Below are 13276 nucleotides of genomic sequence, written 5' to 3'. Positions count from 1 at the left end.
CAGAGTCAACGCCCTACCCCATCATCTGGGGATTTGAGCGAAGTTATCCACAAAATATTGCGAATTTCGGCCTTTTTTGGCCCCGCGCGGCCCCTGCTTGCGGCGCGGCGGCGGGAATCGCCTTGACCCCGCCCTGCCCGCCCGCGCAAATAAGGCCTTGGCGCGGGGCCACCCTCGCGCGCTTGCCAGATTTCGCATTGATGGAGGCCCGGATGGCCCAGAAAATTCCCGCAACCGTTGTCACCGGCTTTCTTGGCGCGGGCAAAACCACATTGATCCGCCATATGTTGCAAAACGCGGGCGGGCGGCGCATCGCCCTGATCATCAACGAGTTTGGCGATCTGGGCGTGGATGGCGATATCCTCAAGGGCTGCGGCGACGAGACCTGCGCCGAAGAGGATGTGATGGAGCTTTCCAACGGCTGTATCTGCTGCACCGTGGCCGAGGATTTCATCCCGACGATGCAAAAGCTGTTGGAGCGCGAGGGCAAGATCGACCATATCGTGATCGAGACTTCGGGGCTGGCGCTGCCGCAACCTTTGGTGCGCGCCTTCAACTGGCCGGAAATCTCGACGCAGGTGACGGTGGACGGCGTTGTCACCGTGGTGGACGGCAAGGCGGTGAGCGAGGGGCGGTTTGCCCATAACGTCGCCGCCGTGGATGCGCAGCGCAAGATGGACGAGAATCTTGATCACGAAACGCCCCTGTCGGAGCTTTTCGAGGATCAGATCGCCTGCGCCGATATGATCGTGGTGAATAAGTCCGACCTCTTGGGCGAGGCCGAAAGTGACGCGCTGGCCGCCACGCTCAAATCCACCAGCCGCGCGGGCGTGCAGGTGGTCAAATCCACCATGGGCGCGCTGCCGGTCGATGTGCTGCTCGGCCAAGGCATCGGCGCCGAAGCCGATCTGGAGGCGCGCGGCGAGGTGCATCACCATCACCACGACGATCATGATCATGACGACGACCACCACGATGACGATCATGACCATCATCATCACCACCACCACGATCACGATGATTTCGAAAGCTTCGTGGTCACCTTGGGCGAGATCGACGATCCGGCGGCCTTTAGCGCCCGCGTGGCCGATGTGATCCGCGCCCATGACATCTTGCGCCTCAAGGGCTTTGCCGCCGTCACCGGCAAACCGATGCGCCTGACCTTGCAAGCGGTCGGCCCGCGGATCGACAGCTATTTCGACGCCCCCTTCGGCGCGATGGCGCGGCAAACCCGCCTCGTGGTGATCGGACAGGCGGGGCTGGACCGCCCTGCCATCGAAGCGGCGCTGCGCGCCTGACCGAAGGAGGCACAAGACCCGCCATGGCGCTTATCGTCGAACAGACCGACCCGCGCAGCCCCGCCGCCACGGCGCTTTTGCACGCAAGCCACGCGCTGATGCAATCGCTCTTCAACCCCGAGGAAAACCATTTCCTCTCGATCGAGGCGCTGTGCGGTGATGACGTGTATTTCTTCACCGCCCGCGACGGCGCCGCGATGATCGCCACGGGCGCGCTTGCCCTGCGCGGCGCGGAACATGCGCGCTACGGCGAAGTCAAATCCATGTTCACCGATGAGGCCGCGCGCGGCAAAGGCGCCGCCGCCGCGATCTTGCGCGCCATCGAGGATCAGGCGCGCGCCCTCGGCCTGCCCGATCTCAAACTCGAAACCGGCAACACATTGCACGCCGCGCACCGGCTCTATGCGCGCCACGGCTTCGGGATCTGCGGCCCCTTTGGCGACTATGCGCCCATGCCCACCTCCGTCTTCATGCACAAACCCCTGCCCCCCTCGGACCCCGCCGCCATTTGACATCTGCCGCCGCGCGCGCTTTTTCTTGGCCCAAATACTTCCGCCGGAGGCTCCTGCCCCCTCCGCCCCCGCAACGCGCCGCCGCAGGCGCGCCGACGCCCGAAAGACATCCCATGCATCTTCTCGCCGCCACACCCGGATCGATTAACGACGGCAAGGAACCCGTCGATTTGGGGCAGACCCCCGCCGATCTGGTGGTCATCTCGGCGGCTGATACCGAATTGGCGGCGCTCTCGGCGGCGCGCGCGGAAATGGAGGGCGCGCCATCGCTGCGCCTCGCCTCGATGATGCATCTGATGCATCCTTTGTCGGTCGATCTGCATATCGAGAATTGCGCCTCCAAATCGCGCATGGTGGTGGCGCGTATTCTGGGCGGGGCGGGCTATTGGAAATACGGGTTCGAGCAATATGCCGCCGCGCTGCACAGCGCGGGCGTGGCCTTTTGCGCCCTGCCCGGCGACGATAAACCCGACGAGGAATTGCGCCGCCTCTCGACGGTCAGTGATGCCGATTACGATGCGCTTTGGGCCTATCTGGTCGAGGGCGGGCCGGAAAATGCCGCCGGTTTCCTCGCCTATGCGCGCGCCATGATCGAAGGCACGAATGACAGCCCGCCGCCGCCGCGGCCCTTGCTCCGCGCGGGCGTCTATTGGCCCGGAGCGGGGCAATCGGACATTGGCGCCGCGCGCGCGGCATGGGCGGCGGGCGCGCCGGTGGTGCCGATTGTGTTCTACCGCGCGCTGGTGCAAGGCGCGGGGCTGCACCCGATCAACCGCATGGTCAAGGCGCTGCTCAAATCAGGGCTGAACCCGCTGCCGGTCTTTGTTGCTTCGCTCAAAGACCCCGTATCGGTCGCCACATTGGAGCAGTTGTTCACCCAAGCGCCCCCCGATGTGATCCTCAATTGCACCGCTTTTGCCACCGGATCGGCCGCTGAGGGCGAACATGACGCAGGCGCCTCGAACCCGTTGATCATGCCCGCCGCCATGGGCGCGCCGGTGTTCCAAACCGTTCTGGCCGGATCATCGGCCGAGGCTTGGGCCGAGGGGCTGACGGGCCTGTCGGGGCGCGACATCGCGATGAATGTCGCCCTGCCCGAAGTCGACGGGCGCATCTTGAGCCGCGCGATTTCCTTCAAGGACGAGGCCTATTTCGACGAGGCCACCGAATGCCCGATTGCCACCTACCGCGCCATGGGCGACCGGATCGAATTTGTCGCCGCGCTGGCCGCCAATTGGGCGCGCCTGCGCCGCACCCCCGCGCCCGAGCGCAAGGCGGCGCTGATCCTTGCCAATTATCCCAATAAGGATGGGCGTTTGGCCAATGGCGTCGGCCTCGACACCCCCGCCGCGACGGTTCTGGCGCTTGAGGCGCTGGCGGGCGCGGGCTACCGGATCGACGGCGCCCCCGAAGACAGCGCCGCATTGATGGAGCAGATCATGGCGGGGCCGACCAATTGGCTGACGGATCGCGCCAGCCGCGCGGGCGGGGTCTGCCTGCCCATGGGCGACTACTTGCGCCACTTCGCCGCCCTGCCCTTCGAGGTGCGCGAGCAGATCACCGAACGCTGGGGCGCGCCCGAGGCCGACCCGTTTTTCGACCCCGAGGCGGGGTTCAAGTTGTCGATCTTTCAGATGGGCCATGCCGCCGTCGCGGTGCAGCCCGCGCGCGGCTATAACATCGACCCCGAAGAGACCTATCATGCGCCCGACCTTGCGCCGCCGCATAACTATCTGGCCTTCTATTTCTACTTGCGCCACACCTTCGGCGCCCATGCGCTTGTGCATATGGGCAAACACGGCAATCTCGAATGGCTACCGGGCAAGGCGCTGGCGCTGTCGCAGGCCTGCCTGCCCGAAGCCGTGATGGGGCCGATGCCGCATATCTACCCGTTTATCGTCAATGACCCCGGTGAGGGCACACAGGCCAAGCGCCGCGCGCAGGCGGTGATCATCGACCATCTGATGCCGCCGCTGACGCGGGCCGAAACCTACGGCCCGCTCAAGGATCTGGAGGCGTTGGTCGATGAATATTACGAGGCGGCGGGGGTCGATCCGCGCCGCATTTCCTATCTGCGCGATCAGATTTTGAGCCTGACGGCGGCGACGGGTCTGGACAAGGACGCGGGGCTTGAGGGCGATGCGGAGGGCGATCTAGCCAAGCTGGACGCCTATCTGTGCGATCTCAAAGAAGCGCAAATCCGCGACGGGCTGCATATTTTCGGGCAGGCGCCGCAGGGGCGCCAAGCGCGTGATCTGGCGATTGCCTTGGCGCGGGTGCCGCGCGGGGCGGGCAAAGGCGGCGATGCGTCACTCATCCGCGCGCTGGCCGAGGATCTCGGGCTGGGGTTTGACCCGCTGGATGCGGATATGGCCGCGCCTTGGGAGGGGCCGCGCCCCGATGTCTTGGCCGCTTTGGACGCGGCCACATGGCGCAGCGCGGGCGATACGATCGAGCGGCTGGAGCTTTTGGCGATTGCCTTGATGGAGGGCGAAGCCGTGCCCGCAGGGGCGGCAAGCGCCGCCGTCATGGCCGAGATCACGGGACGGATCGCGCCGATGGTGGCGCGCTGCGGCCCTGCCGAAACAGAGGGGCTTCTCACCGCCCTCTCGGGGCAGTTCGTCGCCCCCGCGCCCTCGGGCGCGCCGACCCGCGGGCGTTTGGACGTGCTGCCGACGGGGCGCAATTTCTATTCGGTGGACAGCCGCGCCGTGCCGACGCCGACCGCATGGGCCTTGGGGTGGAAATCGGCCAATCTGCTGATTGAAAAACACCTGCAAACCCATGGAGATTGGCCGCGCACGATGCTTTTGACCGCATGGGGCACGGCGAATATGCGCACCGGCGGCGACGATATCGCGCAGGCTTTGGCGCTGATGGGGGTGAAGCCCACATGGGACGCCGCGAACCGGAGGGTGACGGGCTTTGAGGTGCTGCCGCAAGGCGTGTTGGGGCGCCCGCGCGTCGATGTGACCTTGCGGATTTCGGGGTTTTTCCGCGATGCCTTCCCGCAGCTCATCGCCTTGGTCGATAGCGCCGCCAAAGCGGTGATGGCGATGGAGGAGAGCGATGAGGTCAACCCCGCCGCCGCCCGCGCGCGTGCGGGCGAGGATGCGGCGCGGGTGTTCGGCGCCAAACCGGGCGCATATGGTGCGGGGCTGCAGGCGATGATCGACGAGCGGCTTTGGGACGATAAGGCCGATCTGGCCGAGGCCTATCTAGAGTGGGGCAGCTATGCCTATGGCAAGGGCGAGGACGGGCGCAAGGCGCGCGGGGCCTTCGAGGCGCGGCTCAAGCAGACCGAGGCCATCGTGCAAAACCAAGACAACCGCGAGCATGATATCCTCGACAGCGATGATTACTACCAGTTCGAGGGCGGGGCGGCGGCGGCGGTCAGCACCTTGCAAGGCGCGGATCGCCCGATCTATCACAACGATCATTCGCGCCCCGAACGCCCCGTCATTCGCACGCTGGACGAGGAAATCGGCCGCGTGGTGCGGGCGCGGGCGGTGAACCCCAAATGGATCGAAGGGGTGAAGCGGCACGGGTATAAGGGCGCCTTCGAGATGGCCGCGACGGTGGATTATCTGTTCGCCTTTGCCGCGACCACGGGGGCGGTGCAAAACCATCACTTCGATCTGGTTCATGCGGCCTATCTGGAGGATGACGAGACGCGCGAATTTATCGGCGATGTGAATGCCCCTGCCCTGCGCGAGATCGCGCAGCGGCTCGGCGAAGCCATCGAGCGCGGACTTTGGGTGCCGCGGTCCAATTCGGCGCGCGCCCTGATCGAGAGCCTGTCGCAAGAGCCGTGAGCGGCGCGCGCGCGGCAGCGGGCGGAGTTGGATATTTATGGAACCTGCAAAGCGGGGGTGCAGGTGAAATTATTCGGCGTCAGACAAAGCTTCGGCCAAGGCACCCATATTCGTGCATCAACGAAACATCGGGCGCGCTGCGCTCAAGGGTTTGAGTGTCGTTGTGCTCGCCCGACACATTCTGGATTGGTTACCCGTTTTCCAAGACCGCAGGCGTGATCAACGCCTAGAGTTGGTCAGAACCATCTTTCACGGCTGGATTGTTGCTCTTTGACGATGTCGTCGGTTTTGCCTTCGGGCGCGGCTGATCCTTCGGTGCCGCGTCTTCTGACATGATCCACATATGACTTGATTGACGAGCGCTTGATCCGAAGATTTCTATAGTTCACTCCGTTCATCGTAAAGAAGAACTCACCGCTGGATAGGGACTTTTGGTAAGCCGTTATGTCATCGTCGATCTTGAGAAGCCGCTCGGGCGTCGAGCCGTTTTCCGGCACGCCCCAAAGCTCCATTTTGCCTTCGTTCACGGCCACTTCGACAATAAAACGAAAGCCATTGGCCACGGAGCCGGCTGTGGGCGGATCCCGATGGGGGACGACATTGTGTCAAAGATGCGTATATCGCGATCTCGCCCATACCCAGACAACAAGTCCCGATAATACCGGCCACCGGCCTCAAGATCAGCCCATTGCCAGTCGCGAGAAAACTGCAACACCTTGGGCCAGTTTTCATAGCAAAGAAAGACCATCAAGAGCGCTGCCGAGAGCACGAATACGATCAGCAGGTGTTCCTGGATCCAGAAGGGAGCGATCAAGAAGCCCACAATCAATAGGAACAGTTCAGTGAGAAACCAGATGATCGAACCGCGAAGCATGTGAAAATCATCTCACGACTTCTGACCAGTGTCTAGGGACGCGCACAACCGAGGCCGTCACAGCATGCAAAATCTGGGAACGCGTCGCAGCGCAGCGCCTATTCCGCGTCGCAGATCATGGTTTTGTTGTGCCGTCCAAGGATCAGCCCGCCGTAGCTGTCGCCGCTGCGGCAGCGGTAGGGGCTGGGGGCGAGCGGGCCTTTGGCGGAGCATTTGAGCCGCGCGTGGATCAAGGCCTGATCGCCAGACAGAGCGGTGACGTGGCACCCGCTGGCGCGTTCGATGGCCCAAACGGCGCGGGGCGCGACGCCTTCGAGGCGGGGGGCGTATTCGGAGCTGATCCGGATGGCTTCGGCCTCGCGGCCGCGCACGCGCACGTCAAAGACGCTGTTTTCCACTCCGATGCGGGTGGCGGGGACGCCGCGAAAGGCCGGTGTGGGGGTATCGCAACCGGCAAGCCCGAGTGCCAGCGCGGCGGCGCAGAGCGCGGCGCGATTGCGGCGGGCGAGGCGCGGAGCCTTCGGGCCGCGCACGGGGGCTGACATGGGGGCAGGCATCGGGGCGGGCATCGGGGCGGGGGCGTCGGCTTTGGGCATGGGGCGAGCTTGCGGCGAACATGGTTAACAAATGGTTAGGAGGCGCGGAGTGCCGCCGCGTCCGGCGCGGGCGCGGGCGCGGGGCGGGAAGGATGCACGACGGATGCGGGCGGGATGCGACATCTTATCCATTGCATTCCATTTTTTGAATGTTACTATATTCCAGAAATTGAATTTAAAAGGAGACCGTCATGTCCACTGCTCTCGGCGCCGACGCGCGCCCGATAGACCGCCCCGCCGATCGCCCCGCTGATCGTTATGTGCCGCTGTATTTTCTCGCCTCGCTCGGCGCGGGAGGATTGGCGGTGACGTTTTTCATGTATCTGATGTTTTGGGTGCCCCATCCGGGTCGCCCTGTGCCGGTCTTCGAGGATATCACCGCCGCCTTTGCCAATGGCAGCGCGGGGATGCAAAGCGCCATTGTGATCGCGGTTCTGGGGATTGCGGTTTTCGCCTTTTTGAACGTCAAATCATTGCTGTGGAACCTTGCCTCTCTGGCGCGGTTCAAGCGCAGCGAGGCCTATCAGACCCTGCGCAATTCCAACGGCGAGACGACGCTTCTGGCCGCGCCTTTAGCCATGGCGATGACCGTGAATGCGATGTTTATCGTCGGGCTGGTGTTTGTGCCGAACCTGTGGAGCGTGGTGGAATATCTGTTTCCGCTGGCGGTGATCGCCTTTTTGGCCATCGGGGTTTGGGCCTTTCGGATCATCGGCGATTTTCTGGGCCGCGTGTTGACCAAAGGCGGGATTTTCGACGTCACCGCGCATAACTCCTTTGCGCAGCTATTGCCCGCCTTTGCCATTGCGATGGTTGGCGTCGGCCTGTCGGCCCCTGCGGCGATGAGCACCAATACCGCCACGGTTGGCGCCTCTCTTGTGCTCTCGACCTTCTTTGTGGTGGCGGCGGTGCTGTATACGGTTGTGGCACTGATCACCGCGTTCAATTCGATGCTGCACCACGGCACGGCGCGCGAGGCGGGGCCGACCTTGATGGTGATCGTGCCGATCATGACCGTTCTGGGCATCGCGCTTTTGCGTCAGGACCACGGGCTGCACACGACATTCGAGGTCCATAGTACCGCAGGCGAGACCATGGTTTTGCTGGCGCGGCTCTTGGCGGTGCAGGTGTTGTTTGTGCTGCTCGGGCTGACGGTTTTGCGCCGTCAGGGCTATTTCAAGGACTTCGTCTTTGGCGGCCAAACCTCGCCTGGCTCCTATGCTTTGGTCTGCCCCGGTGTGGCGCTGTCGGTGATGATCCAGTTCTTCGTCAACAAGGGCCTTGTGGGCGCAGGGGTGATCGCCAAATTCGGTCTGGTCTATTGGGGGATCACCGGCATCGCCTTGGCCGCGCAGGTCTTGATGATCCTTCTGGTCATCCGCCTTGGCCGCCAGCATTTCGGCCGCGCCGCCGCCCAAGCGGTGCCTGCCGAATAGAGCCCTCGATAGGTCCCACGGCCAAAACCCGCGCAATCAGGGCGCCCCTTTGCACACCGCGAAGGGGCGCTTTGGCCTCTGTACTCCCCTATGCCCTATGCCCTGCGCAATCCCCTGCCCTGCGCAATCTCCTGCCCCGCGCCCTGCCCTATGCCGTGCCCGCCAGCGCCGCGCGTTTTTCGGCCAGAAACGCGGCGCTGTCGTCGATCAACACCTCGGCCACGATGGGAAAATGATCCGATATCTGGTTCTTGCGCCACGGGTGTTTGTAATAGCTGAGCAGCGCCGCATCATCCCCCGCCAGATCGCGCGCGCCGGTATAATCGGCCAGCATCTCATCGCGGTAAAGCGCCACATCCGCCTCGCGGTATACATGGTCAAAGGGGTTGAACACCGCGCCGCTGTCGCCGCCCGCTGCGGTTTGCGCCATGCGAAAATAATCGCCCGTGCGAAAGAACATCCGGTCATAGGCCTCGCTCAGCGAGGCATTGGTATCGCGCCCCGCAAGCCCGCCGTTCTCGCGGTATCCGGCGGCCTTGATCCGCGCCACCGTGGCATCGTCATGGGCGCCGTAAAGGTTCATATCCCCCACCAGAACAAGGTTATCCGACCACAGACCTTTGCGCTTTTCCTCCAGCGCGCGCAGCAGCAACCGCATCTCTTCGCCGCGCAGGGCCACGTCATCCGCGCCCTTGCCCGGATGCAGGTGCAGGTTCACCATGGCAAAACGTTTCCACCCCGCGACAAACCCCGTCATATAGGGCGCGCGTTTGAGCTGTTTGAGGCCAAGCGGGCTGTCGCTCGTGATCTCGTCCCACAGGCCGACCTCGCCCGCCAATCCCGAGGGCCGCAAGCGCCGCGTGTTGTAGATATAGCCCGAGCGCTCGGAATTGCCCGCCGCGCCTTCGGTGATGTCATTGATCAAATAGCGCCAGTTCGGCCCCAACAGCCGCATCACGATATCAAGGTCTTTGAGGCCCGATTTGATCTCCTGCACCGCGATCAAATCGAACGCGGCCATGATTTCCGCGATGTAGAAATAGGCCTCGGGCAGGCGCTGGGTCGTATGGCCGAACTCCTTGAGGTTCCAACTGGCCACCAGCAGGTTCGCCTCGCTGCGCCTTTGCGGCAGTTGCGCCTGCAGCGCCGGTTTGAGCCGCAAGAGCCCGTCAATGGCGCGCAACCGCTCGGGCGTGGTCAGCTGCGGAAAAACCCGCGCGTAATCGCGGGCGGAAAAATCGGCATCGGGGCGCAAATCGTTGTAAAACGGCATGGGGTATCCTTTGGGCTTAAATGAGATCGCTTTGAAATGCCGCCAGTCTAGCACAAAGCCGCCGCGCCGCGAAATCCGCCGCCGCCGCATGATCCGCCCTTGCCCCGCGCCGCTTTGACAGGCACTCTACCGCTCCCGAATGCCCGCATGTTTCAAGGAGCGCGATGATGAGCGAAGATACCGAACGCCACGCGATGAAAATGGCCAAGAAAAAGGCCGCCCGCGATAAAATCATGGCCACCAAGACCGACGAAAAGGGCCTGATCATCGTGCATACGGGCAAGGGCAAGGGCAAAAGCTCCGCCGCCTTCGGCATGATCTTCCGCTGCATCGCCCATGATATGAAATGCGCCGTGGTGCAATTCATCAAAGGTGGCATGTCGACGGGCGAGCGCGACCTGATCATGCGCAATTTCTCGGATAAATGCGCCTTTCACACCATGGGCGAAGGCTTCACATGGGAAACCCAAGACCGCGAGCGCGACATACAGATGGCGCAGGCCGCATGGGAAAAGGCCAAGGAATTGATCCGCGATCCGGCCAATAAAATGGTGCTTCTGGACGAGATCAACATCGCCCTGCGCTATGATTACATCGACATCAACGATGTGGTCAGCTTCCTCGCCGAGGAAAAACCCCATATGACCCATGTGGTCCTGACCGGCCGCAACGCCAAGGACGACCTGATCGAGATCGCCGATCTGGTCACCGAAATGGAACTGGTCAAACACCCGTTCCGCTCCGGCATCAAGGCGCAGATCGGCGTCGAATTCTAGGCCACCACTGCCGCAATACCCGCCGCATTACCCCCTGTCGCATCGGCGCGGCGCGGCCTCGCACCTGCCGCCCCGATGCCCCCGCCAGACCCGCGCCCCTCATCGCGCAGCGCTGGCGCGACTGAAACCGCGCCCGCTTTGCAGGTTCCGCAAATATCCCCGCCGGAGGCATCCGCCCGCGCCCAAGGCGCCGCCGCGCGCGGTCTGGGCTGCCACGGCTTGCGCCCTGCCCCGTGCGGTCATATATTTTGACCACTTCGCATAAGGACGCCCCATGCCCTTCCAAAAGGTCCAGCCCGAAAAACTCTCCGGCGCCGTGACGCGGCAGATCGAATTGCTGATCTTGCGCGGCATCTTGCGCCCCGGCGAGCGGCTCCCGGCTGAGCGCGAACTTTCCGAACGCCTCGGCGTCTCGCGGCCCTCCTTGCGCGAATCCATCGCCGATCTGCAACAGCGCGGCCTGCTCGACACCCGCGCCGGTGCGGGCATCTATGTCGCCGATGTGCTGGGCAGCGCCTTCTCCCCCGCCCTCACCAAACTCTTTGCCAGCCACGACGAGGCGGTCTTCGACTACATCTCCTTTCGCCGCGATATGGAGGGATTGGCCGCCGAACGCGCCGCGCGCCTTGGCTCGGACACCGACCTCAAGGTCATCGCGGCGATCTTTGCCAAGATGGAAACGGCCCATAGCAAACGCGACCCCTCGGACGAGGCCGCGCTTGACGCCGCCTTCCACCTCGCGATTTTCGAGGCCTCCCATAATGTGGTGATGCTGCATATGATGCGCTCGATGTATCAATTGCTGCGCGAAGGGGTGTTCTATAACCGCTCGGTGATGTTCAAACAGCGCACCTCGCGCGGCGATCTTCTGGAGCAGCACCGCGCCATCAACAGCGCCTTGCAAGAGCGCGACCCCGCCGCCGCCCGCGCCGCCATCGAGCGCCATCTCGACTATGTCGCACAGGCCTTGGGCGCGCAGCAAAAAGCCGAGCAAAACGAGGAAATTGCCCGCCAGCGCTTCGAACACGAATCAAGCAGGTAAATTTACCGCATATTTCTCAACGGACTGATAACCTTAACCGATCCTAAACTTTTCAGCGCGTAGGCTAACCCTGCGTTAGAAACAGGATCCAACATGAATGCCCCTTTCCCTCAAATAACCGAGCTGACCAACCGCCTCGAAGCGATGCCCATCGACTTGGCGCAGGTAGACTTCTTTTGCACGCTCGTCACCGAACTTGCCCAACTGATCGAAGAGACCGTAGGCTTGAAACAGGCCGAAGGTTTCATCACTTCGGTCGGCCTGCGTATGGGCAAGGTGATTGGCGATAAATATGCCGGTCAGGCGATAGACAGCGTCGAACGCCTCGAAGCCTTGGCGGCCGTCTTGATCGATCTCAAACGCCGGATCATGGGCGAGTTCTACGTGATCGAGATTGCCGACAGCCATATCTTGCTCGGCAACACGCGTTGCCCGTTTGGCGATGCGGTCGAGGGGCGCAAATCCTTGTGCATGATGACCACCAATGTGTTCGGGCGCATTGCCGCTGACACCGGCGGATACGCACGCGTGGCCGTGCTCGAATCCATCGCTGCGGGAAGCGACAAGTGCCGCGTTCTGATCGATCTGTCATTGGAGAGCGAGCCTGCGCTTGAAGGCACGAGACCGCTCCATAGCGGCGAGTTTTTCGCAACGTAAGAGGACACGATGACCAATGTAGACCTGAGCACCTATGTCGATGCGACCGCCGATCCGATGATAGTCGTGTCGGACGACGGACGTATTGCAGCGGCCAACCGGCCCGCGCGCGACACGCTCGGGATGCAGGTCGGAAGCCTTTTCGACTACTATTGCCACGATGCGAGCGAAGCGCAGCGTCTGAGCGGTGAGTTTCGCGGCACGACCTCGGAATGCATACGCAAGCTTCGCCTAGAGGACGGCAACACGGTGATGATCACGGGGCGGCGGCTTGGCCAGAACATGCGCCATGCCAATCTCGTCTCGATCCGCTTTGATGCGCGGACGCGGCTGGCTTCGGCCTTTATGTCGCTGACGCTGCGCTTGCAAGAAAACCGGCGGCGCCTGCGCGAGCTTGAAGAAGAGCGCCAATGGTTGCGCGCCGAGAATGAAAGCCTGACCCACCGCGCCTTTCATGATGGCCTCACCGGATTGCTCAACCGAGCCGGTTTTGAAGAGCGGCTTTCAACATTGGACTCTGAATCGACGCCAGACGCGCCGAGCGATTATGCCATCCTTTTCCTCGATCTGGACGGGCTTAAATCCGTCAATGACCGCTTTGGTCACGCCGCCGGTGACGAGATGTTAAAACGCTTTGGCCGGATCATCGCAGGGGCCGTGCGCCGTTCGGATGTGGCGGCACGTTTGGGCGGCGACGAATTTGCCATCATGTTGGACGGGGCGCAGACCCGCGACGAGGTGTGCCATGTCACCGACCGGATCGCCTCACAGCTGAGCTTTCCGATGCCATTTCATCTGAAGGACCGCAAAGAGCCGCAATTCGTCGCGCAATCGGTCAGCATCGGTGTGGTGCTGCGCTCGGAGGTCAGCGGGCCGCCGCTGGAGCTTTTGGAACTCGCTGATCGCGCGATGTATCACATCAAGGCGCGCGGCGGCGGGGTTTGCTTTCACGAAAGCGGCCCTGAATTGCGCGCTGCGAATTAACCGCGCGACTGCC

At 63.0% G+C, this 13276-nt stretch carries 12 protein-coding genes; 8 read left to right on the top strand and 4 right to left on the bottom strand.

Annotated features, from left to right (window positions below):
- Positions 1–212 precede the first annotated feature (212 nt).
- The 3 genes from cobW to cobN all read left to right on the top strand — a co-directional run bounded on the left by cobW (position 213) and on the right by cobN (position 5625).
- A complete protein-coding gene (gene cobW, locus ABWV64_RS10295) occupies positions 213–1298 on the top strand; it encodes a cobalamin biosynthesis protein CobW (protein WP_353344881.1) in 1086 nt (361 codons plus the stop codon).
- 23 nt (positions 1299–1321) lie between these two features.
- Positions 1322–1810, top strand: coding sequence for a GNAT family N-acetyltransferase (locus tag ABWV64_RS10290; protein ID WP_353344879.1), 489 nt, complete (start codon positions 1322–1324; stop codon positions 1808–1810).
- A 113-nt stretch (positions 1811–1923) separates the two neighbouring features.
- Positions 1924–5625: a cobaltochelatase subunit CobN gene (cobN, locus tag ABWV64_RS10285; RefSeq protein WP_353344877.1), complete on the top strand. Its 3702-nt coding sequence runs from the start codon at positions 1924–1926 to the stop codon at positions 5623–5625.
- A 236-nt stretch (positions 5626–5861) separates the two neighbouring features.
- Here the strand turns inward: cobN and ABWV64_RS10280 are convergent, their stop codons facing one another.
- The 3 genes from ABWV64_RS10280 to ABWV64_RS10270 all read right to left on the bottom strand — a co-directional run bounded on the left by ABWV64_RS10280 (position 5862) and on the right by ABWV64_RS10270 (position 7095).
- A complete protein-coding gene (locus ABWV64_RS10280; RefSeq protein WP_353344875.1) occupies positions 5862–6152 on the bottom strand; it encodes a hypothetical protein in 291 nt (96 codons plus the stop codon).
- Positions 6149–6499: a hypothetical protein gene (locus ABWV64_RS10275; protein ID WP_353344873.1), complete on the bottom strand. Its 351-nt coding sequence runs from the start codon at positions 6497–6499 to the stop codon at positions 6149–6151. Before ABWV64_RS10275 ends, ABWV64_RS10280 begins: the two co-directional genes overlap by 4 nt.
- Positions 6500–6597: 98 nt before the next feature.
- The gene (locus tag ABWV64_RS10270; RefSeq protein ID WP_353344871.1) at positions 6598–7095 is read right to left on the bottom strand and encodes a hypothetical protein; all 498 of its coding nucleotides are present in this window, start codon (positions 7093–7095) and stop codon (positions 6598–6600) included.
- A 191-nt stretch (positions 7096–7286) separates the two neighbouring features.
- Between ABWV64_RS10270 and ABWV64_RS10265 the strand changes: the two genes are divergently transcribed.
- Positions 7287–8531 carry a TsoY family (seleno)protein gene (locus ABWV64_RS10265; protein WP_353344869.1) on the top strand — a complete coding sequence of 415 codons (1245 nt, stop codon included), beginning with the start codon at positions 7287–7289 and terminating at the stop codon, positions 8529–8531.
- 148 nt (positions 8532–8679) lie between these two features.
- Here ABWV64_RS10265 and ABWV64_RS10260 read toward each other — a convergent pair whose 3' ends face one another.
- Positions 8680–9804 carry an endonuclease/exonuclease/phosphatase family protein gene (locus tag ABWV64_RS10260; protein ID WP_353344867.1) on the bottom strand — a complete coding sequence of 375 codons (1125 nt, stop codon included), beginning with the start codon at positions 9802–9804 and terminating at the stop codon, positions 8680–8682.
- 167 nt (positions 9805–9971) lie between these two features.
- Between ABWV64_RS10260 and cobO the strand changes: the two genes are divergently transcribed.
- The 4 genes from cobO (at position 9972) to ABWV64_RS10240 (ending at position 13263) form a co-directional block, all read left to right on the top strand.
- On the top strand, positions 9972–10580 hold the full coding sequence (gene cobO / locus ABWV64_RS10255) for a cob(I)yrinic acid a,c-diamide adenosyltransferase (RefSeq protein WP_353344865.1): 609 nt from the start codon (positions 9972–9974) through the stop codon (positions 10578–10580).
- Between the two features lie 274 nt (positions 10581–10854).
- On the top strand, positions 10855–11622 hold the full coding sequence (locus ABWV64_RS10250; protein ID WP_353344863.1) for a FadR/GntR family transcriptional regulator: 768 nt from the start codon (positions 10855–10857) through the stop codon (positions 11620–11622).
- A 93-nt stretch (positions 11623–11715) separates the two neighbouring features.
- Positions 11716–12279 carry a methanogen output domain 1-containing protein gene (locus tag ABWV64_RS10245; protein ID WP_353344861.1) on the top strand — a complete coding sequence of 188 codons (564 nt, stop codon included), beginning with the start codon at positions 11716–11718 and terminating at the stop codon, positions 12277–12279.
- 9 nt (positions 12280–12288) lie between these two features.
- Positions 12289–13263, top strand: coding sequence for a GGDEF domain-containing protein (locus ABWV64_RS10240; RefSeq protein WP_353344859.1), 975 nt, complete (start codon positions 12289–12291; stop codon positions 13261–13263).
- Positions 13264–13276: the final 13 nt, after the last annotated feature.

The organism is Litorivita sp. NS0012-18 (genome assembly GCF_040371945.1).
Classification (GTDB): Bacteria; Pseudomonadota; Alphaproteobacteria; order Rhodobacterales; family Rhodobacteraceae; genus Litorivita.
Note: the sequence above shows the minus strand (reverse complement) of the source record. Positions and strands in the feature narration are given on the sequence as shown.

What these genes read in the sequence shown, in the direction of transcription:
- cobN (WP_353344877.1), top strand. Translation starts at nt 1,924, where the DNA reads ATGCATCTTCTCGCCGCCACACCCGGATCGATTAACGACGGCAAGGAA.
- ABWV64_RS10260 (WP_353344867.1), bottom strand. Translation starts at nt 9,804, where the DNA reads ATGCCGTTTTACAACGATTTGCGCCCCGATGCCGATTTTTCCGCCCGC.
- ABWV64_RS10270 (WP_353344871.1), bottom strand. Translation starts at nt 7,095, where the DNA reads ATGCCCAAAGCCGACGCCCCCGCCCCGATGCCCGCCCCGATGCCTGCC.
- ABWV64_RS10265 (WP_353344869.1), top strand. Translation starts at nt 7,287, where the DNA reads ATGTCCACTGCTCTCGGCGCCGACGCGCGCCCGATAGACCGCCCCGCC.
- ABWV64_RS10250 (WP_353344863.1), top strand. Translation starts at nt 10,855, where the DNA reads ATGCCCTTCCAAAAGGTCCAGCCCGAAAAACTCTCCGGCGCCGTGACG.
- ABWV64_RS10290 (WP_353344879.1), top strand. Translation starts at nt 1,322, where the DNA reads ATGGCGCTTATCGTCGAACAGACCGACCCGCGCAGCCCCGCCGCCACG.
- ABWV64_RS10275 (WP_353344873.1), bottom strand. Translation starts at nt 6,499, where the DNA reads ATGCTTCGCGGTTCGATCATCTGGTTTCTCACTGAACTGTTCCTATTG.
- ABWV64_RS10240 (WP_353344859.1), top strand. Translation starts at nt 12,289, where the DNA reads ATGACCAATGTAGACCTGAGCACCTATGTCGATGCGACCGCCGATCCG.
- cobO (WP_353344865.1), top strand. Translation starts at nt 9,972, where the DNA reads ATGAGCGAAGATACCGAACGCCACGCGATGAAAATGGCCAAGAAAAAG.
- cobW (WP_353344881.1), top strand. Translation starts at nt 213, where the DNA reads ATGGCCCAGAAAATTCCCGCAACCGTTGTCACCGGCTTTCTTGGCGCG.
- ABWV64_RS10245 (WP_353344861.1), top strand. Translation starts at nt 11,716, where the DNA reads ATGAATGCCCCTTTCCCTCAAATAACCGAGCTGACCAACCGCCTCGAA.